Raw genomic sequence first — 21,437 nt, 5'->3', positions numbered from 1 at the left:
CTCCTTATGCGTTCTCAGTCTGGTTAAATTGCACTTGGGTAAAGCGGTACAAGTAGTGTGGACCACCTGCTTTTGGCCCAGTCCCCGATAAGCCCTGACCACCGAATGGCTGCACGCCAACCACTGCACCCACTTGGTCACGGTTGATGTAGCAGTTACCCACTCGCGCGTGTTTTTCGATCCAGCGGTAGGTAGTTTCGTTACGGCTGTGAATACCCATGGTCAAACCAAAGCCTGTGCGGTTGATTTGTTCCACCACGCGAGTCAATTCAGACGCTTTGAAACGCACAATGTGCAGGATCGGGCCAAACTGCTCTTCTTTAAGTACGTCGATGCCTGAGATTTCAAACGCCGTTGGTGCGACAAAATCACCATGCTGACAATCGTCCGCCAGTGTCAGTTGCGCAATCGGCTTCTGAGTTTGGTTCATCTGCTCGATATGCTGCAGCAGCTTTTCTTTCGCACGAGCGTCAATCACTGGCCCCACATCGGTTTTGTGTAGATGCGGCACGCCAACACTCAGTTCATTCATCGCCCCTTGGATCAAGCCAATCACTCGGTCGGCAATGTCTTGCTGAACGAACAGCACGCGCAATGCCGAACAGCGTTGACCTGCAGAAGCAAAGGCAGAGCGAATCACATCACGCACCACCTGCTCTGGCAGCGCAGTACTATCAACGATCATCGCATTTTGACCACCGGTTTCGGCGATAAACGGCACCGGTTTGGCTTCACGTTGTGCCAAGGTCACGTTGATGCGTTGCGCCGTGGCGGTGGAGCCCGTAAACGCCACACCCGCAATTGCAGGGTGAGAGGTGAGCGCCGAGCCAATATCCGCACCACGACCAGGAATCAGTTGAACAACGCCTGCTGGGAAACCTGCTTGTAGCATGAGTTCTACCGCACGCACCGCGATCAAACTGGTTTGTTCCGCCGGTTTCGCTACGACAGTGTTGCCCGCCACGAGCGCTGCGGTCACTTGACCAAGGAAAATCGCCAGTGGGAAGTTCCACGGGCTAATGCAGACGAATACCCCCAAACCTTCACGGCTGGCAATGCGTTTCACGCCATCAAAACCTTCTAGTTCAAAAGGTTGCAGATTTTGCGCTTGTTTGGCGTAGTAACGACAGAAATCGACCGCTTCACGCACTTCATCAATACTGTCATGCAGTGTCTTGCCCGCTTCTTGGTGACAAAGCGCCACCAACTCAGCCAAGTTGGCTTCCATCAAGTCAGCGAGGTTGTCTAGGCAACACGCTTTCTCCACCAAGGGTGTGCGATTCCAATCGGCAAAAGCCGCTTGTGCGATGTCGATCGCTTGGGAAACATGATCAAGGTTGGCAAACGCAATTTGCCCCACTTGGATACGACGATCATACGGCGCTGTGACACTTTCCGCTTGACCGTCCTTGATCATGCTTTCGGCCAGTGATGCGCCGTTGATGATTGGGCCAGCTAACCACTGTTTGCTCAAGAAGGACTCGACCTGAGCTTCAAACGGCTTAGCTTCGCTTTCGATATCCACGTTAACGCCATAGGAGTTTTTACGCTCAGGGAAAATCGCCGCTGGCAATGGGATCTTGGTATTGTTCAGGGTTTCAAATGAGGTCAGCGCTTCTACTGGGTGTTTGGTGAGCTCTGCCACTGGGCAGCGCGCATCGACCAAACGGTGGACAAACGAGCTGTTGGCACCGTTTTCCAGCAGACGACGTACAAGGTATGGCAGCAAATCTTTGTGGCTGCCCACAGGCGCGTAAATGCGCACTGGCTGACGATACTGCTCCATCACATGGTTATAAAGTGAATCACCCATGCCATGCAAACGTTGGAACTCGTAGTCACTGTGAGTCGCCATGGTGGCAATCGAGGAAACGGTTTGTGCGTTATGGCTAGCAAATTGCGGGAAGATGTTGCCGCGCACTTCATCGCTTAACAGGAAGCGAGCACACGCTAAGTACGCCACATCAGTGGCTTCTTTGCGAGTGTAAACAGGGTAGTTATCGTAACCGCGCTGCTGAGACCACTTCACTTCGCTGTCCCAATACGCGCCTTTCACCAAACGCAGTGGGATCAAATCCCCTTGCTCTTTAGCAAGTGCGTTGAGCCACACCAACACCGGCAGAGCACGTTTGGAATACGCTTGCACCACCAGACCAAACTTGCCCCAACCTTTTACCGTTTCACTGCGGTAGAGTTTTTCAAACAGTTTGAGAGAGAGCTCTAGACGGTCGGCTTCTTCCGCATCGATGGTGATCGCAACGTCTAGCTCGACGGCGCATTTAAGCAGTTGTGCTAAGGTGTCAAACAGCTCGCTCATCACTCGGTGCTCATTGGCCACTTCATAGCGAGGATGCAAGGCAGAGAGCTTGATCGATACCGACGGCGCGGGGCTGGTGTCGTTACCATAAGTTTCACGACCCACCGCTTCAATCGCCATCAAATAATCTTTGAAGTATTTATTGGCGTCCGCTGTGGTCAGCGCCGCTTCACCCAGCATGTCAAAAGAGTAAGTGAAGCCTTTATCGCGCATCGGGCGGCCATTTTTCTGCGCCTCTTCGATGGTGCGACCACGAACGAACTGATGACCCATGATCTTCATTGCCTGATACATGGCTTTGCGGATCACTGGCTCAGAAAGCTTGTTCACTAAGCGATTAAGCGCTTGGTTTGCGCTTTGTGTCTCTTCATCTGCTAACCCAATCACTTTGCCTGTTAACATCAAGCCCCAAGTCGAGGCGTTAACAAACACAGATTCTGAGTTCTTAAGATGCGATTTCCAATCTGCTACGCTCATTTTATCTTTGATCAGAGCGTCTGCCGTGGCCGCATCCGGAATACGCATAAGTGCTTCTGCCAAACACATCAGCAAAATGCCTTCATGCGTGTCTAGGCTGTATTCCAACAACAGTGCATCGATCAGTTGAATCGACTTCTTGTCGGCGCGAATCGCTTCAATTAGCTGAGTCGTTCGGCTGGCGATCGCTTGCTTTTCTTCCGCTGAAGGGGTTGCCAGTGGCAGGAGCTGCTCCAGCCATTGAGATTCGTCCACCATATACAATGGGGAGATCAATGCCCATAGCTTATCGAGCGGCTGCGCGACAAACTCCGGCTTTAACACATCTGTTGCTGTAAACATGCGTTTTCCTCAATCTCATCCCCGAAAACCGCTTCGGGGCTACACAATGGCTGGCAGTGTATTTTGAGCCTGAGAGGATTACTTGTCAAAAACTCCGAGCTTTTTGCTAAAAACTCGCTTTTTTAACAAAACAACTACATGATCACACGAATTTAAGCAAAATATTGTGTCGTAAAAAGCAACTTATTTAACGCCAAATTGCTTTTTGTATTGCGAAGGTGAAACGCCCTGTAAGCGAGTAAAGGAGTGGGTAAAGGTACTTTGGCCGGAAAAACCGGTCAGCTCGGCAATTTGCCCCAAGCTTAATGTGCCTTTTTCAATCAGATCTTTGGCCATATCGATGCGCTTACCGAGCAGGTATTGATGCGGCGTAATGCCCATTTGCTCTTTGAAGAGGCTGTGGAACTGGCTTTCACCAAGGAAAACACTGCCAGCAAGCTGCGCCACGCTGATCTTGTGGCTCAGATGGGTTTCGATATAGCGATCAATCGCATCGAGATCAAAACGCGACTCTTTTCTTGGCGTCTCAAACGCCGACATATGACGTTGCATCAACGCCATCACGGTATCGTTGCAAGCCCGGCTCAATAAAAGATCCTCGGGGTTGGACTGCATTTCATGCACCAACATCTGGATCAACTTCTGAATTTGCGCATCCAATTGAAAATAAAGGTGAGATTTTTCAATTTGATTGATTTTTTGCAGCAGCAGCGGATCATCATCATTGGGTACGGGCATATTCAGCACCAAAATATCCGACTGGCCAATCACGCCACCAAACGCGTGATCAGAGCAAGCCGTGACAATGCAGCCTTGACCCGGTCCAACAAGATTACCCTGCCCTCGCACTTCAAACTCCGCCTGCCCCTTCAAACCAATCACAATTTGCGTGTAATGATGATCATGGCAATCCATGTAAGAAGGTAACGTCACCAGCTCTGCCGGCTTGGGCAGCTTGATATTGGCGATGATCTCAGGTTGAGGCTTAGTGCTTTCGTTCATAGGGATGCAGAGTAGAACAAGGACAGAAGAATGATACCTCACCTCAACCCGCATGCAAGTCAAACCGAGAAGAGGTGCAACGATCTTTATGGTGCTCCCTTTGATCATTGTTCCGGAACGATGATCATGTAGCGACGTTCTACGGTCATCGTTCCACGGACCAAATCATAAAGAGGCAATCCATCTCATTGATGAATAGAGGGTTTTCCCTCCTTTTGCTACATAACAATTTTGCATACAGTGTTTGCAAGAGATCGTGACAAGCATACGTCGCTGTCTCTTGGTATCTTGTGATACCTCTAAATTGACGTAGCAAGACCCTCGCTATGTGATTTAGAACCTCTTCTACACGTCGACAAGATTGATATCTTGTGTTGCCAGCCCCTCTTCAGGCTGGCCTTTTTTTGTCTGCGATTCCATTTCTTTCCACCAATATTGATAAATCCCACAAAAAAAACGACGCTTTTCGAGGGATAACTTGGCTAAAAACAAAGAATTGCACACCAATTAAATGCATATTTACACGTTACCACTGTGCTGTATAGGTGAGTTGTACTGTGTCTAATTGTCTGAGCAATATCGAATTTTCCCTTTTTAACCAACTTCCCGGCTGTTGGGGCTGTAAAGATCGCCACTCGGTTTTTCGTTACGCTAACCAAGATTACGCTTGGCTGGTTGGCCATCGTCGCCCTGAAGATTGTATTGGCCTCACCGACTTCGATATGCCGAGCCCGACGGTAGAATGCGCAGCTGAGTTCCAGCGCCAAGATCAATATGTGATGGAAAGCGAACGAACACTGAAAATTCTCGATATTCACCCCTACCCAGATGGCCGCTGGCACGCGCATATTTTTACCAAATCCCCTTGGTACAACGACAGCGGCGAAGTGCAAGGGACGATTTTTTATGGTCAAGAGCTCACCGACACCGCAGTGTTAGAAGTGGGGTATTGGATCTGTCGCGCAACCGGGATTACCGATGGCAACCTGCCTCGTTTTCGCTTTAATGATGCCAGCTTGTCGATCAGTGATTTGACCGCTCGGGAACAAGAAACGCTGTTTTTGCTACTGTACGGACGCAAGCCGCAGTACATCGCCAACATTATGGGGATTTCAATTAAAACCGTCGAAGGTCACGTGGCGAGGCTGCGCACCAAGTTCGCGGCAAACAGCAAAAACGAATTGATTGATAAGGCATTAGAAGCAGGCTTTGGATCTTTGATCCCAGAAAGCTTACTCAACACCCAGCTCTCTGTGGTACTTAATGGCGATCATTTAAGCCAATGATCGCCATGATAATGGCGCTAACCGTGCAAGCTTAACGTGCAAATAGCGCTTAAGGCGCGAGACGATCGATATGCCACTCGCCTTGTTCTTGGCTGTAAAGGAAACGGTCGTGCAGGCGATGCTCGCCCCCTTGCCAAAACTCAATGCTTTGTGGCTTCACGCGGAATCCGCCCCAGAAACTCGGCACCGGAATTTCACCGTTGGCAAACTTTTGTTTTAGCTCAAGAAACTTACCTTCGAGAACGCCACGAGCGGAAATTCGGCTGCTCTGACGGCTGGCCATCGCCGCTAGTTGGCTCTCTTTCGGGCGAGAAGTGAAGTACTTCATGTTTTCCATTGCGGTCAGTTTTTCTGCCACACCCGTGATGTGCACTTGACGCTCAAGCGGGTGCCAAGGAAAGTGAAGGCTGATCTTGCTGTTGTGCTCTAAGTGCTGCGCCTTGCGGCTGCCCAAATTGGTATAAAACACAAAGCCGTCTTTATCGACATTTTTCAGCAAAACGATACGTTGAAAAGGCATGCCATCTTTGTCCACGGTCGCGACCGTCATGGCCGTCGGATCACTCAAGTTCGCCTTGATCGCTTGCTCTAGCCAAAAGTTAAACTGATCAATTGGGTCGTTTTTTAAATCTTTACGACGCAAGCCGCCTTTGGTGTATTCACGGCGAATATCGGCAAGTTCCATCTTCACTCCTTCACATATTTTTTGCCGATTGTGCGCCCGAATGTGTTCAAACTCAAGCCTTGAAGCCCGCCTGTTGTTACAAGCGCGATTCGCTCCAATGCTCAGCACCAGAAAACTCAGATCAAATTCGCGTTGTGGTGGTCACTCGGTTTATCTTTTTGGTTGCACTGGTAAAGTAATCCAATCCCTCTATTTTATTGATAAGGCATTGTGTGTCGCTGGTTTCTCGTTGGTCTGGTTATCGCTTTTTCCTCTTTATGTTGCTGCTCGGTGGCATCGGTTTAACCGTGACGCATTTTGCCGCTTCGCATTATCAGCAGAACAAATGGGCGTCGATTCTGAAAAACTATGCCGATCGCGCCAATCAACAACTCAGCTCTGAGCTGGCAAAGTTTGAGCAAATTCCCAACCTGCTCAGTCACGATCCTCGTTTACTCACCTACCTCACCCAACCTGAGTCAAACGGGTTAAATCAACTGCTGGCAGAATGGTCGAAGCAAACATTGGCCGATACCATCTATCTGCATAATCAACAAGGTGTGGTCATTGGCTCGAGTAACTATCAACAAGACGATACCTTTGTCGGGGAAGATTTTTCCTTCCGCCCCTACTTCATTGAAGCGATGCAAGGTCACATCGCTCGCTACGTCGCGTTAGGTATCCGCTCCAATAAACGCGGCTATTTTTACTCCGCGCCGATTTGGCTGGAGAACAGGATTGCCGGCGTCATCACGGTGAAAGTGAGCCTGGAAGAGCTGGAAAACAGCCTTGCGCCAGAACGAGCAGACATTATGGTCCTCGATCAAAACAACGTGGTGTTTCTCAGCAACCAAGCCACTTGGCGATACACCGCCTTGGCACCGATCGCCCCCGAACGCATAGAGGCAATGGTGCAAAACCAGCAATATGGCAGTCAAGCGCCTAAGGCGCATCCAAGCGTTCAGTTGGGCGATCCCGCCAATCCTCAAGCACAACAGCGCATGATGCCACAACATCAACTGTATCTATCGGCCACCAACGACAATGGTTTTCGCGTTGTCACCCTCGCGGCACATCAACAACGTTTGATAACCGTGCTGCAAGCCGATGTGATTTTTGTGCTGATATTTAGTTTACTCAGTTTGATCGCCTTTGCTTGGCAGCAAACACTCAACAACAAACGCCAATTGGCACTGCTTAACAAACAGTTAGAATTCAAAGTCAAGCAGCGCACTGAGGTTCTCAGCGAGAGCAACCAACGTCTGCAACAAACCATTATTCAATATGAAAAGACGCAGCAAGAGCTCAAACAAACCCAGCAAGAACTGACTCAAGCGGCGAAGTTGGCACTGCTTGGCGAACTTTCTGCCAGTATTAATCATGAAATCAATCAACCGCTGGCGGCGCTGCGCACCTACACCGAAAACAGCTTGAAACTGATGTCGATGGAGAAACATCAGTTGGTTGAACACAACTTGCAACAAATGCTGCAACTCAACGAAACCATCAGCGAAGTGATTGCGCGCCTGAAAATATTCACCCGTAAATCGACCCCGGATGAGCGTCACTATTACGCGAATTTGCACGACTCCGTGCACAACGCAACGCGCATCCTGAGCAATAAACTGATCAAATCGGGCGTAACGTTAAAAGTCGCGACCATTCCAGCTTCGCTCGCCGCCAATATTCACCATATCGAGCTTGAGCAAGTGCTGATCAACCTCATCCACAACGCGATACAAGCTTTGGAAGGGCAAGCCGATGGTCAAATCATGATTGAATGCGCCATTGAGCAAGACGCTTGCCAGTTGATTGTCAGCGACAACGGTCCAGGGATTGAGGCAACCAAGCTGGCACACCTTTTCGACCCATTTTTTACCACCAAGCCAGAAGGTCTTGGGCTTGGTTTAACCATTTCCAAACGCATTATTGAAAGCTATCAAGGCAGCTTGGAGGCCGAGCTTCATTCCCCTCACGGGATGCGTTTTACCCTTTCACTGCCACGCCTTTTGTCCAGTGATGCGTCAACACAAGAATTCGTATGAACAGCCAAATTTACTTTATCGATGACGAACCCCATATCCGCGATTCCGTTAGCCAAGCGCTGATGATTGAGGGTGTTGAGGTCACTAGTTTTCCCAATGCCGTCGAAGCACTTAAGCACATTGATACCCAGCAAGCGGGCGTGGTGGTCACCGATATCCATATGCCCGTCATGAACGGCTTAGCGTTGTTGAAAGAGCTGCGCAGTCGCAACCCTCACTTTCAAGTGATCGTGCTCACCGGCTATGGTGATGTGAAAACCGCGGTAGAAGCGATGAAAGGCGGGGCGTACGATTTTCTTGAGAAGCCATTTTCCACCGACAGCCTACTCAAAGCGATTCGTAACGCCGAAGACAAGCTGGCGTTATTACAAGAAAACATTTGGCTGAAAAAAGAGCTCGACATGCAAACGCACGCGGGCTCAAAACTGATTGGTCATTCGCAAGCCATGGTGCAGATACGGCGTGCGCTCATCAGTGCGCAAACCGACCTACCACTGATTCTCTATGGCGACAAAGGAACCGGTAAACGGCTGTGCGCGCAGTTCTTTTATGATATTCACAACCGTAATGAAGGCGAGTTGGTGCCAATTTCTGGCTTCTATTTTAGTGACCTCAGCAGTGAGGAGATGCCGCAGAAACTGAGACAACTGCTCGCTCAGCACCCCAATGACACGCTATTTATTCACGATGCGGAAGTGCTGAAAGCCAAACAGTGGCAAATACTCACGGAAACCCCACTTGGCACCACCAAGCTCGTCTGTGCCGCGCTCTCTTTACCCAGCACTATCACCGGTAAAATACAGAGCATTGCCCTGCCCACGCTCGACCAGCGTAAAAACGACATTCCCGCCCTGTATAAACACTTTGTGCGTAACGCGTGTAGCCGCTACCAAGTTCAGCCACCGCGCATCACCGCCGAAGAGCTGGAAACCGTACAACAACAAACGTGGCCGGAAAACATTCGCCAACTGCGCCAGTTTGCCGAGTTACGCGCGCTCAAATCACCACAATTTCTCTCAGCAGATGTTGATGAGCTGCAACAAGCCCAAGCGCAAACCATGGCACAACGTTTGGATTACTTTGAATACACCTTACTGTTTGACGCGCTAAAACGACATGGCGGACGCTTAAAAGAGGTGCAACAAGAATTACAGGTCTCACGTAAAACCCTGTATGATAAACTCAAAAAGCATCAGTTAGATAAATCTCAGTTTAAAGATCAGTAACATCTTCCATCGCAATGAAAGGTTACATCGATTTAACAATTGAATAGACTGAGTTTAAAATCATAAAGATAAATTCTATTCATCATCAAACAAGGACAGTGCATGAGCAGTGAAAACTACAATAAGCTCAGTCGTGAAGAGCTCGATTTTGTAGATGACAAAACCGCCGCTTTGCTTCTAAACACACCGACCAATGCCCGCCTGATGTTGTGGGTGATTGTCCTATTTTTCGCAGTCGCCATTGGTTGGGCTGCTTGGGCCGAAATCGATAAAGTCACCGTCGGCCAAGGAAAAGTGATTCCCTCTTCTCAAATCCAAATCGTGCAAAACCTCGAAGGCGGATTGGTGAAAGAAATTTTGGTCAAAGAGGGGCAGTTGGTTCAAAAAGGCCAGCAGTTACTTTTGATTGACGATACCCGTTTTCGCTCCGACTACCGTGAACGCGAACAGCAAGTTGCCAACTTAACCGCCGCGGTTTTGCAACTGACCAGCTCAATCGACAGCGTGGAAATTGATGAAGAATTTACCAATGCAGAATGGGAAAAGAGCGTGGTGATCAAATACGGTCAGTTGGCCTTTCCTGCCGAGCTGGAACAACAGCAGCCAGAACTGATCGCCCGTCAACGTGCGGAATACCGTCAAGATCTCAACAACCTACGTAACCAAATCTCGGTACTGACTCAGCAAGTCAAACAGAAGCAGCAAGATCTGGTTGAGATTCAAGCGCGAGTGAAAAACCTGCGTCAAGGGCACGTGTTTGCCAAGAAAGAGTTGGAGATCACCCAACCTTTGGCAGACGAAGGCGTCGTACCGAAAATTGAACTGCTCAAATTGCAGCGCCAAGTGAATGACACGCGCCGTGAGCTCACCTCGACTGAGCTGAAAATGCCTGTGCTTCAATCCACCATTCGTGAAGCCATGCTTAGCCGCATTGATGCCGCACTGAAATTCCGCTCAGAACAGCAAGAAAAACTCAACAAAACCCAAGATCAGTTGTCGGCCTTAGTGGAATCCGCCGTGGGTCTGCGTGACCGAGTCAAACGCACCGTCGTTATTTCGCCTGTTACCGGCAAGATCAAAACTCTTAACATTAACACCGTCGGTGGGGTTATCCAGCCGGGTATGGACATCGTCGAGATCGTACCCACAGAAGATTCCTTGTTGGTGGAAGCGAAAATCGCACCGCAAGACATCGCGTTTCTTCGTCCAAATCTTCCTGCCGTGGTCAAGTTCAGTGCGTACGATTTTACCAAATACGGTGGATTGGATGGTGAACTGGAGCACATCAGCGCCGACACCACCCAAGATGAAGAAGGCAACAGTTTTTATATCGTGAGAGTTCGAACCGAAAAAACCAACTTTGGCCAAGATGCTGAGCTGCCCATCATTCCGGGCATGACCGCTTCTGTGGATATTATTACTGGCAAGCGAACGGTACTTGAGTACCTGCTTAAGCCGATACTAAGCGCACAAAATAATGCCCTTAAAGAGTAAGCCACACATGGCGCGCGAACAATGGACTCGATTCACGCGTGCCACCTTCCATACCGGACGCTGGGTTTTACTGGCGGGGCTCAGTATGGCTGGTTTTTACTCTCAAGCGCTCAACACCACAGAGCAAAAATGGATTGCTGCGGTCACCGCGACCTATGGCGAGCGCGCGGGACAACGCGTCAACACTTGGCGCGAAAATATTGATTTCTTTAAGTTATTAGAAGAAAACGAAAAGCTAGAAGGCATTAACGACTTTTTTAACCAACTCTATTTTGTCGACGACATCGACCTATGGGGACAAAAAGACTATTGGGCGACCCCTCTAGAATTTTTGGGCAGTAATGCGGGCGATTGCGAAGATTTCACAATTGCTAAGTATTTTTCTTTGATCGAACTGGGAGTCTCAGATAGTAAACTCCGTTTGGTATACGTTAAAGCAATAGAACTCAATCAGTTCCATATGGTTTTGGCATACTATAAAACGCCCAGCTCAGAGCCGCTGATCTTGGACAACATTAATCCCAAAATCATGAAAGCGTCAAAGCGCCCAGACTTACTGCCGATTTACAGCTTTAACGGTAAAAATCTTTGGTTGATGAAATCTGCCAACGCCAATGGTCAGTTGGCGGGTGATTCATCACGACTAAGCCTATGGAACGATCTCCGTTCCAGAGAAAAAACACTCAAATTGAATAAACCTATTATCAATTATGACGAGTAATGAGCATGACACTATATAAACAACTCGTGGTTGGTATGATTACAGTCTTTGTACTGCTGATGGCATCAGTCTTTGTAATCGAATTCAATACCACTCGGAATAGCCTAGAGCAGCAACAACGCTCTGAGATGAATAACACCATCAACACGGTAGGATTGGCGCTAGCCCCTTACCTAAAAGACAAAGATAAGGTGGCGGTGGAATCCGTGATCAACGCTTTGTTTGATGGCAGTTCGTACTCAGTAGTTCGATTGATTTTCCTCGATTCAGGGGAAGAGATCATTCGTACCTATCCGATACAACCGAGCTCCGTACCCACTTGGTTTAGTCAGCTAAACCTGTTCCAACGTATTCACGATCAGCGCATCGTGACCAGTGGCTGGCTGCAGCTTGCTGAGGTGGAAATTGTCAGCCACCCTGGGGCTGCTTACGAACAGCTTTGGAAAGCGTTAATGCGTCTGCTCACCGCATTTGCTGGGGTTTTCTTTATCGGCCTGCTCTCTATCTCGTATATTTTAAAACGTTCATTGAAACCTCTTACTGCCATCATTAATAAGATGAACGACATCGCCAACAACAAGTTTGGCGACCCTTTGACTCGTCCTCATACCAAAGATCTGATTGCCGTGGTTGATGGCATCAACCGCATGTCTGCTCAAATCGAAGTCTCTTTTAAAGAGCAAGCGAAAGAAGCGCAACGCCTGCGTGAACAAGCCTATATCGACCCGATCTCGAAACTGGGCAACCGCTCTTACTACATTAGCCAATTGGATCAATGGCTAGCGGAAAATGCGCCGGGTGGCGTAGCGGTGCTTAACGCGGAATACATCGGTGAAGTGTACGACAACAAAGATTATCAATCGGCTGACCGAATGGTAGCAGAGCTTGCCAAACAGCTCGACAGCACCATCTCAATCCCAGGGGCGACGCTTGCGCGTATTTCCAGCGATGAATTTGGTTTGATTTTCCCACACATGGATGAAAGCGAACTGAAAATTGTCGCCGACAGCATTGTGAACTGCGTAAACATGCTCAACACCGATCCAACCGGCACTGCAGATGCCAAAGTGGCGCTGGGTATTGCCTACATCAAAGAGAGCAAAACCCGCTCAGAGATGCTCTCTATGGTGGATAACGCCCTATCGAAAGCCAAAGCCACACCAGAGAAGAAATACGGTTTTGTCGGCAGTGACAGCCAAGGCGGCATGATGGGTAAACAGCAGTGGAAAGCGCTGGTTGAAGAGGCGATCCACAATCAATGGGTTCACTTCCGTTTCCAAGCGGCGAACACCATCAATGGCCAAACCTTCCACCGAGAAGTGTTCTCAAGCATCGAAAAAGATGGCCAAGTTTACCGCGCCAACCAATACCTTTACGCACTCGAACAGCTTGAAGCGACCCATATCTTTGACCAATACGTCATCACCTCGATGATTGAAAAACTGCAAACGGGTTTGGTGGCCGAGCCATTGGCAATCAACATCGCTCAAAGCAGTTTGTCACAACCAAGCTTTATTCGTTGGATCACCAACACGCTTGAGAAAAACCGTGATGTGGCCTCTTTGCTTCACTTTGAGATCCCAGAAGAGTGCTTTATTCATCAGCCACACCACGCGGCGCTGCTGTGTCATGCCATTCGCACATCGGGTGCGGAATTTGGTGTCGACAATTATGGGCGTAACTTCCAATCGCTTGATTACATCAACGAGTACCGTCCAAATTACGTGAAACTGGATTACCTGTTTACCCATAATCTGGATGACGAAAAGCAGAAATTCACACTGACGTCTATTTCCCGCGCAGCGCACAACCTTGGCATCACCACTATTGCCTCTCGTGTGGAAACGCAAACGCAGCTTGATTTCTTGTCAGAACATTTTGTTGAAGTATTCCAGGGCTTCATCGTAGATAAAGAGTAGTAAGGTTATCTCATGAAAGATCCATTATTAAATTCGCTGATTTACGTCAGCCGCTATTACGGCTTAGCGAATTCACCGGATGCCCTGATCAACGGCTTACCGTTATCAGATGGTAAACTGACGCCCTTTCTCCTGCCTCGCTCCGCTGAGCGAGCAGGCTTAGTTGCAAAAGAAAACCGTGCTGAGCTGAGCGAAATCTCCAGCCTTGTCCTGCCCGCGATTTTGCTGCTGAAAGGCGGTGATTCTTGCGTACTCATCAGCGTCAACAAAGAGGCTGGTGAAGCGGAAATCACGACGCTCGAAAGCGGCATGGTGCCCGTTCTCATCCCTCTTGAAGAACTGCAACAGCAATATACTGGGCGTTATTTCTTGGTGAAAAAGCAGTTTCGTTACGATGAACGCTCACCAGAGATTCTCAAAACACGTGAAGGGCACTGGTTTTGGTCAACGTTATGGCAGTCTAAACACATCTATCGTGATGTGCTGATCGCCTCTATCCTGATCAACTTATTTGCCATCGCCGCACCGATGTTTACCCGTATTGTCTATGACAAAGTGGTGCCAAACCTCGCATTTGAAACCCTATGGGTGTTGGCGAGCGGGATTTTTGTCGTCTTCTTATTCGACTTCATCCTAAAAATGCTGCGCAATTACTTCATCGATGTGGCGGGGAAAAAATCCGATATTCTGATCTCCTCCAAGCTGTTTAGCAAAGTGATGGGCATTCGAATGGAATCCAAACCGCCATCGGTTGGTGCTTTTGCACGTCACTTGCAAGAGTTTGAATCCATTCGCGAGTTCTTTACGTCGGCCACCGTCAGCGCGCTGATTGATTTGCCGTTTGCCCTACTCTTCCTATTGCTTATCTGGCTGATGGCCGGCGATTTAGTGTATGTGCCGATCGCAGGTGTGGTGATTTTGATGATTCACTCTGCACTGATCCAAGGCCCACTGCGCCGCTCCATTGAAGAAGGCTCACGCTTGGCATCGCAGAAATACGCCAACCTGATTGAGAGCTTAGCGGGTTTAGAAACCGTGAAACTGTTTAGCGCACAAGGCCAGTTCCAATACCGCTGGGAAGAAGCCGTCGCACACATGGCGAACTGGAACATCAAGACTCGCCGTCTCACCGACAGCATCCAAAACGCCGCTGGTTTTGTTCAGCAAAGTGCTAACGTGGCGATGATTATTTTAGGTGTCTATTTGATTTCGAACGGCGATCTCACCATGGGTGGCTTGATAGCGGCCACGATGCTCAGTGGCAAAGCAATTGGTCCACTGGTTCAGCTTTCACTGCTTTCGACTCGCTATAATCAAGCCAAATCCTCCATGACCATCATTAATCAAGTCATGGAAATGCCAGACGAGCAGGAAGAAGGTAAACGCTACATTCACCGCCCTATGGTGCAAGGTAAAGTGGAGCTGGATCGCGTCACCTTCCACTACCCAGATGCCCCCGTCGCCTCCATTCGTGATTTGAGCATCACCATCAACCCAGGTGAAAAAGTGGCGATCATTGGCCGAATTGGCTCAGGCAAAACCACGTTAGAGCGCCTGATCATGGGTCTTTATCAACCCACCGCCGGGCACGTACGCATTGACGATACCGACATTCAACAGCTCCACCATGTCGATATTCGCCGTAACATCGGCTGCGTACCGCAAGACAGCAATCTGTTCTTTGGCACCATTCGCGAAAACATCACCTTAGGCCGACCTCTTGTGGATGACCGTGATGTGCTCGATGCCGCAAATCGCGCTGGGGTCACCACGTTTACCCAAGCCGATCCTGCCGGTCTTGAGCGCCAAGTTGGTGAAGGCGGCGCCATGCTCTCAGGTGGCCAGCGTCAAGCGGTGTCCATCGCTCGTGCCTTCCTTGGCAGACCGCCAGTGTTGCTGATGGATGAACCCACCAGCGCCATGGATAACCGCTCTGAAATGCAGATCAAATATCAGCTTTCTCAGCTCAAGCCGAGTGAAACGCTGATTTTGATCACCCATAAAACCTCGATGCTGGACGTGGTCGACCGCGTGATTGTGATGGAAAAAGGCAGCGTGATTGCCGACGGTCCAAAAGCCCAAGTGCTGAGCGATCTCAAACAAGGCAAAGTTCGCGCAGTCAGTTAACCATCACTCCCTCTCACCACCAACGCCCTGAACCGAACCTGTTCAGGGCGTTTTTTTATCTGCAAAAATTCGCTCCCACCCCTTGACCTCAAGTTAGCTTGAGGAATTAACCTTGCGCCACTTGAACATAGCAAGCCATGAATACCTGCCACTAAGGAGCATATTTTGAAGAAAATCGCCGTTGTTTATTTCAGCAAAACCGACATTACCCACCAACTCGCCCAAGCCATCATCGACGGCATTCAAGCGCAAGATGTACAGGTCATCGAACACCGCATTGAGGGTACTTCCATTATTGAAGGTCGTTTTGAACACCCAGAACTGTTTGAAGCGCTCCTTAGCTGCGATGCGATTATCTTTGGCTCACCAACCTACATGGGTGGCGTTTCTGCCCAATTTAAAGCCTTTGCCGATGCCAGTAGCGAATTCTGGGCCGATCAACGCTGGGCCAATAAACTGGCAGCAGGCTTTACCAGCGGTGGGGGTTACAACGGTGATCAATCCAGCACTCTGCAATACCTAACCACTCTCGCCGGTCAACACGGTATGCTGTGGGTCAACTTAGATGTGGCAGGCGGCTTTGGTCCGCAAGGGTTAAACCGACTTGGGCAACAAAGTGGTGTCGTGGCACAAGGTATGGACGGTCAAGCGCACCCGAGCGATTTAGCCACTGCTCAATACCTTGGCAAACGCGTTGCACAATGGGTAACGCGTTTGTAATGTGAACGGCCCCTCCTAGTGAGAGGGGCATGTTTTGACTACGCTGATGCCTGTTCTGGTTGAGCGGCTTTGCGCTTACGCAGCAGCCATGCACCAACGCCGACGGCCGCTAGCATCAGCACCAAGAACGGCAACAGTTGCATCAGTTGGCCGCCACGTGCAAATGTCATCGCCAACATCAATAGCCAGCCAATAAACATCGGAATAAAGGTTCTACGCACGATATCAAAAGGCGAGAGCCCAGAAATACCAGCAACCGCAATGATCACCCCTGCAATGGGAGAAATCGTACGCCCCATTCCCGCAGAAAGCTGGATAGGCAAAATCATGTCTGCCGCGTTCGCACCAATTTTCTGCGCGATTTGCGGCACCATAGGAGCAAAGGAGAAAAAGGCTGCATTCCCCGAGCCCATTAAGGCAGAAATGGTGAAGGTTAAGATCGCCATAAACAGGATGATAATGGCGGCAGAGAGGCCCGCCCCGCTGGCCATCTCAAGCATGGCATCAATGGCACCAATCGATTTCAAACCCATCGAAAACGTCTGACCCGCGACAATCAAGGTCACTACCGCCGCGAATACCTTGCCCATGTCATTAAAGATGCCTTGTAGCTTGTCAAACACCGGTTTGGCTTGTTTGACTCGAACAAACTCACACACCAATCCAATGAAAATGCTCAGTAAAATCGCATTGGACAAGCTCACCTTAATGCTCTCAATGCCCAATTTGCTGAAAGTCAGCATGAAGAACAGCGGCAGCATCGGCAGCAACAAATAGAACATGGGGGCATCGCTTTGTACATCGTCCACGTGAGCCAGCGAGCCTTGCTCGGCATTCGACTTCGCATCCAATTTGTCAAAGTAGCGCTGCGTTAAGGCGTGAATCAGCGCCACAGCAATAATTAGCACAGTAACAATCGGAAGCTGCTCGCCTACAAAAAACGCTGTGATGTCCATGCCCGCAGTTTGCGCGGCAAGAATCGAGTTACCAGAAGCAGGGCCAAACTCAATCGCACAGGTACTGGCCAGCACCGCCGCCACGCCTGCTTTGCTACAGCCCAAGCAAATCAACACTGGGTATAACGTCGCCATAAGCAGCAGAGCTAACCCTGTCGCGCTGGAGATAAACAGCGACAAAGCTTGACCAAGAATGAAGGCCAACGCCAACATCAAATAGGGTGAATTGAGCTTCATCAACGGCTTGGCTGCCACTTTCACCATCACCTGACTGGCGCCGATGGCCGACATAAACAGCGCAAAACCACCAATCAGCATGATGTTCAAACCCAAGCCACCACTTTGCTTGCTAAACACTTGGCTGATGTACTCAAAAATATCAAAGCCCACCCAACCGGTCGATTTCGCAACAAAGCTGGCGTTGTTGGTGAAGATGGAGATCGCCATCAACACAATCCCAGTAAAGAATAAGACCGCTTGCGGGTTGTAGTTCTTCAAGATCAAACGGCCAGCAAAAACCAGCCCTAATAACGCAATAATTAAGCTCATCTTAGTTCCTTACTCGAAGTTGCCTGTCACCAACAGCTCATGATTGAGCAGCATGGTTTGCCCTTTAGCGAGCACGCTATTTAAGGAGAAATCTTGATTGAAAATACAGAGATCCGCATCCATCCCCACTTGGATTCGCCCTTTGCGAATGCCAAGAGAATCCGCCACGTTGGCACTGAGCATCGAGAACGCCACCTCAGGTGAAACACCACAATCAATCAGCATCGGAAGCAGTTTAAGGTTGCCATCCACGCTCGCCGCCGTTAGGCCAATGATGTTTCCTTGCGCATCAAATTTTGGCAAGCTGCCATTGCCATCGGAACTGATGGTGATGTGCGAAGGGGCAACCCCTTGCTCCAAGGCGTGCAAAATCGCCTCTTGCGGTGAGGTGTATAAGGTGCCTCCGGAGGTAACATCGATATAGCCGCCCATTTTGGCGAACTCAATCGCTTGCTCAAACAACGGAGCCGTACGGGCAACATGCGTGGGTGAAAAATGGTAGATTGGGATGCCCATTTGGATCAATTCGAATATCGGTGCAAACGCGTCTTTTAACGCCCCCATGTGCATGTGCAGTAAACCGCGTTTTTTAGCCAGCAAAGCGGCGATGCGAATGTCAGAGGCTATGCGGGCTAACTCATGCAGAGACGGAAAAGAACAACGATGATCGGCAATAGCGATTTTTACCCCGAGCACCGAAGGCAGAAAGGTAATGTCATCGCGAATGGAAGAAGTAATGGTTTGGGTCGGGACTTCATACGATCCGGTATGCATGAAGGCCGTGATGCCCTCTTCGGTCAACGCTGCGGCCTTGGCGTACAAATCACGCGGCGAACGTGAAATGCCATCCGTCCCCAACACGCCAACGACCGTGGTGCTTCCCGCTTGAATCAGGTGCGATAACGTAACCTGTGGAGTTCGACTGGCAAAGCCCGCTTCACCGCCTCCACCCGTCAAATGGAGGTGCTGGTCAATCAAACCGGGCGTGACCATTTTGTTGTGACAATCGATCTGTGTAACCGCTTCAAGCCCACGAAGATTCAGTTGCGGCTCGATGGCAAGAATTTTCCCTTGCCCAACCAATATATCGACGTTTCCGACATGATTTGGGGCATAGAGATCGGCATTTTTTAGTAGGGTAAACATGCGTTCCTCGTTCTTTGTTTTTGGTATTTCCTTGCTCTGCCTATCCCCATATCGCTCTCGACTCAGGCTTATGCAAAGCACCATGACGACAGCATAACCACACATTCAATGCAGGTATTGTCATTTCCATTGCTGATTAAGAATGATACTATGCGCGCAAATCATAGAGTGAAAACGTCATGAATAACCCACTAGAATTCAAATGGTTAGAAGACTTTCTTAGTTTAATGGAACTGGGAAATTTCTCTGCTGCTGCCAAAGCACGCTTTGTTACGCAATCGGCCTTTAGCCGCCGCATACAAGCCTTGGAAGTCTGGATTGGTGTGCCGTTATTTGACCGCACCTCTTACCCCATCACTTTGACTGAACACGGACAAAAATTCGTCCCTTATGCAGAAAACTTGCTGAATCAGGTAAAAGTGACCAAAGAAGATTTTGCCCAAGCCTCGCTGAAAACAGACCATACCGTTCGCATTGTGTGCCTGCACACCTTGGCGGTGAACTTGCTGCCTAAACTGTTTTTGCAAAGCGCCGAAGCGTTGAGCCATCTCAACTTGTCGGTCACCCCTTCGGTTCTGGGTATCGACGCCCATTTTCAGATGCTGGAAGATCACTCCACCGATTTGCTGTTTACTTACAACATTTCCGCGATGAGGCCATCGCTGTCGCTTGAAGAGAAGCTTAAGAAGTGCGTCATACACAGTGAAAAAGTGGTGCCCGTGGTTGCACCGCACTTACTTGAGTCGCTCAAAGCAGACCAAGCTATTCCCTACCTGAGCTACAGTGAGCACACCTTTCTGTCAAAAGTGGTTGAACCCGTGTTAAAGACGCTGCCACTGACCCTCAAGCCAGTCTTTGAAACCACCTTGAGTGAATCACTGGTGAAAATGGCGATTGGTGGCGCGGGGGTTGCTTGGGTGCCAATGCACGTGATCGAGGAGGAGCTGGCGCAAGATCGTCTTGTCATCGCGTTTGAGGAACAAAAAGAATGGCAGATCCCAATCGATATTCTCTGCTATCGCTCAACCACCAACCATCGCGCTGCGGTGGATCAATTTTGGCAAGAAATCGACAAGTCATAAACGCGCTCTCGCTCGCCTTCAAACAAAAAGATCTGACCCACTACTTAATAAAAAAGGCCGCGTCGTTTGCGGCCAAAAAAGAGAGGGGAAACACAGAGAACCAAGAGAGGCGTTAATGGATAACGCGTTCACCAGCTCGCATCAGTTGAGAAACATCAATGGTGAACACCACCACTCTGGCTGGCGTTGCTAGCCCCTTCCTGATAGAAAACTCCGGATAACCTTTAGTGACGCTGGGAAAACAGATCACACTTGGCCAATCGGTATTTGAGCAAGCTTTTCCCGTCTCACGCACTGAAAACGACAATGATGGCAAACGTGTCATAACATCAACCTCACCCTATTTGGCGGGCGTTTGCCCGCCAAAGTCTCACTAGATTTCAGACGATGTGTCCGCGACGTGATCGGTGATCATCGCTTCGGTAGTGATCATCAAACCGGCGACAGACGCGGCGTATTGCAACGCAGAACGCGTGACTTTCGCTGGATCCAAAATACCCATTTCGATCATGTTGCCATACTCGCCAGTCGCAGCGTTGTAGCCATAGTGAGCGTCACCCGCTTTAACGGCGTTGGCCACCACCGAACCTTCGTCACCTGCGTTGATGGCAATCTGACGCAGTGGTTCCTCCATGGCACGCAGCGCCACACGAATACCCACATTTTGGTCGTCATTATCACCTTTCAGATCCGCAAGCTCGCTGGCAATCTTAGTTAATGCCACGCCACCACCTGCGACAATCCCTTCTTCAACCGCCGCGCGAGTTGCATGCAGAGCGTCATCCACACGGTCTTTCTTCTCTTTCATTTCCACTTCGGTTGCCGCGCCGATCTTAATCACGGCCACGCCACCAGAAAGCTTAGCAATGCGCTGCTGAAGTTTCTCTTTGTCGTAGCTGGAAGTGGTATTTTCGATCTGCTTTTCAATGGTCGCGACACGATCGTGGATAGCACTTTCTTGCGCCGCACCGCCAACAATCGTTGTGGTGTCCTTGGTAATGGTGACTTTCTTCGCACTGCCCAACTGTTCAATCGTCGCTTTTTCAAGCTCTAGGCCGATCTCTTCAGAAATCACCGTACCAGCGGTGAGCACGGCAATGTCTTCCAACATCGCTTTGCGGTTATCACCAAAGCCGGGGGCTTTCACCGCCGCAGCACGTACAATGCCGCGTAGGTTGTTTACCACCAGCGTTGCCAACGCTTCGCCGTCAATATCTTCGGCAATGATCAGCAGTGAACGGGAGGCTTTCGCGACCGACTCCAACACCGGAAGCAGTTCGCGAATGCTGCTGACTTTCTTATCCACCAGCAAGATATAAGGGTTATCGAGCTCGACCGCACCAGAATCTTGGTTGGTGATGAAG

The 21,437-nt window shown here is 49.6% G+C and carries 16 protein-coding genes; 9 read left to right on the top strand and 7 right to left on the bottom strand.

The genetic code is table 11. From position 1 onward, the window contains the following. Nucleotides 1–4: 4 nt before the first annotated feature. Both putA and CIK04_RS12955 read right to left on the bottom strand, forming a co-directional pair. Nucleotides 5–3,136 carry a bifunctional proline dehydrogenase/L-glutamate gamma-semialdehyde dehydrogenase PutA gene (putA, locus tag CIK04_RS12960; RefSeq protein WP_097353116.1) on the bottom strand — a complete coding sequence of 1,044 codons (3,132 nt, stop codon included), beginning with the start codon at nucleotides 3,134–3,136 and terminating at the stop codon, nucleotides 5–7. A gap of 183 nt (nucleotides 3,137–3,319) precedes the next feature. Next, nucleotides 3,320–4,138 (bottom strand): AraC family transcriptional regulator, encoded by an 819-nt coding sequence (locus CIK04_RS12955; protein WP_038939667.1) that lies wholly within the window; start codon nucleotides 4,136–4,138, stop codon nucleotides 3,320–3,322. 545 nt (nucleotides 4,139–4,683) lie between these two features. Here CIK04_RS12955 and CIK04_RS12950 point away from each other — a divergent pair. Further along, entirely contained in the window at nucleotides 4,684–5,424 is a 741-nt protein-coding gene (locus tag CIK04_RS12950) for a PAS domain-containing protein (RefSeq protein WP_017421354.1), read from the top strand. Between the two features lie 49 nt (nucleotides 5,425–5,473). Here CIK04_RS12950 and pdxH read toward each other — a convergent pair whose 3' ends face one another. Continuing rightward, on the bottom strand, nucleotides 5,474–6,109 hold the full coding sequence (pdxH, locus tag CIK04_RS12945; RefSeq protein ID WP_011082018.1) for a pyridoxamine 5'-phosphate oxidase: 636 nt from the start codon (nucleotides 6,107–6,109) through the stop codon (nucleotides 5,474–5,476). Between the two features lie 212 nt (nucleotides 6,110–6,321). Between pdxH and CIK04_RS12940 the strand changes: the two genes are divergently transcribed. From CIK04_RS12940 to CIK04_RS12910, 7 genes are all read left to right on the top strand, one after another. Further along, complete coding sequence (locus tag CIK04_RS12940) at nucleotides 6,322–8,133, top strand: ATP-binding protein (RefSeq protein ID WP_039561491.1); 1,812 nt, start codon at nucleotides 6,322–6,324, stop codon at nucleotides 8,131–8,133. Next, complete coding sequence (locus CIK04_RS12935; protein ID WP_017421351.1) at nucleotides 8,130–9,359, top strand: sigma-54 dependent transcriptional regulator; 1,230 nt, start codon at nucleotides 8,130–8,132, stop codon at nucleotides 9,357–9,359. The genes CIK04_RS12940 and CIK04_RS12935 overlap by 4 nt, the downstream gene beginning before the upstream one ends. 102 nt (nucleotides 9,360–9,461) lie before the next feature. Beyond that, a complete protein-coding gene (locus CIK04_RS12930) occupies nucleotides 9,462–10,853 on the top strand; it encodes an HlyD family type I secretion periplasmic adaptor subunit (RefSeq protein ID WP_097353115.1) in 1,392 nt (463 codons plus the stop codon). 85 nt (nucleotides 10,854–10,938) lie between these two features. Next, a complete protein-coding gene (locus CIK04_RS12925) occupies nucleotides 10,939–11,574 on the top strand; it encodes a transglutaminase-like cysteine peptidase (RefSeq protein WP_086016753.1) in 636 nt (211 codons plus the stop codon). A gap of 5 nt (nucleotides 11,575–11,579) precedes the next feature. Then, complete coding sequence (locus tag CIK04_RS12920; protein WP_026050496.1) at nucleotides 11,580–13,493, top strand: EAL domain-containing protein; 1,914 nt, start codon at nucleotides 11,580–11,582, stop codon at nucleotides 13,491–13,493. A 12-nt stretch (nucleotides 13,494–13,505) separates the two neighbouring features. Then, a complete protein-coding gene (locus CIK04_RS12915) occupies nucleotides 13,506–15,620 on the top strand; it encodes a type I secretion system permease/ATPase (RefSeq protein ID WP_011152840.1) in 2,115 nt (704 codons plus the stop codon). A gap of 165 nt (nucleotides 15,621–15,785) precedes the next feature. Next, nucleotides 15,786–16,340: a flavodoxin family protein gene (locus tag CIK04_RS12910; protein WP_097353114.1), complete on the top strand. Its 555-nt coding sequence runs from the start codon at nucleotides 15,786–15,788 to the stop codon at nucleotides 16,338–16,340. 38 nt (nucleotides 16,341–16,378) lie between these two features. Here the strand turns inward: CIK04_RS12910 and dcuC are convergent, their stop codons facing one another. Together dcuC and iadA are read right to left on the bottom strand one after the other, a co-directional pair. After that, nucleotides 16,379–17,845 carry a C4-dicarboxylate transporter DcuC gene (gene dcuC, locus CIK04_RS12905; RefSeq protein ID WP_097353113.1) on the bottom strand — a complete coding sequence of 489 codons (1,467 nt, stop codon included), beginning with the start codon at nucleotides 17,843–17,845 and terminating at the stop codon, nucleotides 16,379–16,381. A 9-nt stretch (nucleotides 17,846–17,854) separates the two neighbouring features. Then, entirely contained in the window at nucleotides 17,855–18,991 is a 1,137-nt protein-coding gene (iadA, locus tag CIK04_RS12900; protein WP_017421345.1) for a beta-aspartyl-peptidase, read from the bottom strand. Between the two features lie 179 nt (nucleotides 18,992–19,170). Here iadA and CIK04_RS12895 point away from each other — a divergent pair, with 179 nt between their 5' ends. Continuing rightward, a complete protein-coding gene (locus CIK04_RS12895) occupies nucleotides 19,171–20,073 on the top strand; it encodes a LysR family transcriptional regulator (RefSeq protein ID WP_038939661.1) in 903 nt (300 codons plus the stop codon). A gap of 112 nt (nucleotides 20,074–20,185) precedes the next feature. On the opposite strand, the gene CIK04_RS12890 is transcribed toward CIK04_RS12895, so the two are convergent. Both CIK04_RS12890 and groEL read right to left on the bottom strand, forming a co-directional pair. Continuing rightward, nucleotides 20,186–20,398 (bottom strand): hypothetical protein, encoded by a 213-nt coding sequence (locus tag CIK04_RS12890; RefSeq protein ID WP_097353112.1) that lies wholly within the window; start codon nucleotides 20,396–20,398, stop codon nucleotides 20,186–20,188. A gap of 48 nt (nucleotides 20,399–20,446) precedes the next feature. Continuing rightward, nucleotides 20,447–21,437, bottom strand: a 991-nt coding sequence (gene groEL / locus CIK04_RS12885) for a chaperonin GroEL (RefSeq protein ID WP_128824616.1), incomplete at its 5' end; no start/stop codon positions are given.

It is taken from the genome of Vibrio sp. 03_296 (assembly GCF_002265885.1).
This window is presented reverse-complemented; position numbering and strand designations above follow the sequence as displayed.

Excerpts from the sequence above, each read along its gene's own strand:
- pdxH (WP_011082018.1), bottom strand. The coding sequence starts at position 6,109 with ATGGAACTTGCCGATATTCGCCGTGAATACACCAAAGGCGGCTTGCGT.
- iadA (WP_017421345.1), bottom strand. The coding sequence starts at position 18,991 with ATGTTTACCCTACTAAAAAATGCCGATCTCTATGCCCCAAATCATGTC.
- CIK04_RS12895 (WP_038939661.1), top strand. The coding sequence starts at position 19,171 with ATGAATAACCCACTAGAATTCAAATGGTTAGAAGACTTTCTTAGTTTA.
- CIK04_RS12955 (WP_038939667.1), bottom strand. The coding sequence starts at position 4,138 with ATGAACGAAAGCACTAAGCCTCAACCTGAGATCATCGCCAATATCAAG.
- CIK04_RS12915 (WP_011152840.1), top strand. The coding sequence starts at position 13,506 with ATGAAAGATCCATTATTAAATTCGCTGATTTACGTCAGCCGCTATTAC.
- putA (WP_097353116.1), bottom strand. The coding sequence starts at position 3,136 with ATGTTTACAGCAACAGATGTGTTAAAGCCGGAGTTTGTCGCGCAGCCG.
- CIK04_RS12890 (WP_097353112.1), bottom strand. The coding sequence starts at position 20,398 with ATGACACGTTTGCCATCATTGTCGTTTTCAGTGCGTGAGACGGGAAAA.
- dcuC (WP_097353113.1), bottom strand. The coding sequence starts at position 17,845 with ATGAGCTTAATTATTGCGTTATTAGGGCTGGTTTTTGCTGGCCGTTTG.
- CIK04_RS12930 (WP_097353115.1), top strand. The coding sequence starts at position 9,462 with ATGAGCAGTGAAAACTACAATAAGCTCAGTCGTGAAGAGCTCGATTTT.
- CIK04_RS12925 (WP_086016753.1), top strand. The coding sequence starts at position 10,939 with ATGGCTGGTTTTTACTCTCAAGCGCTCAACACCACAGAGCAAAAATGG.
- CIK04_RS12935 (WP_017421351.1), top strand. The coding sequence starts at position 8,130 with ATGAACAGCCAAATTTACTTTATCGATGACGAACCCCATATCCGCGAT.
- CIK04_RS12920 (WP_026050496.1), top strand. The coding sequence starts at position 11,580 with ATGACACTATATAAACAACTCGTGGTTGGTATGATTACAGTCTTTGTA.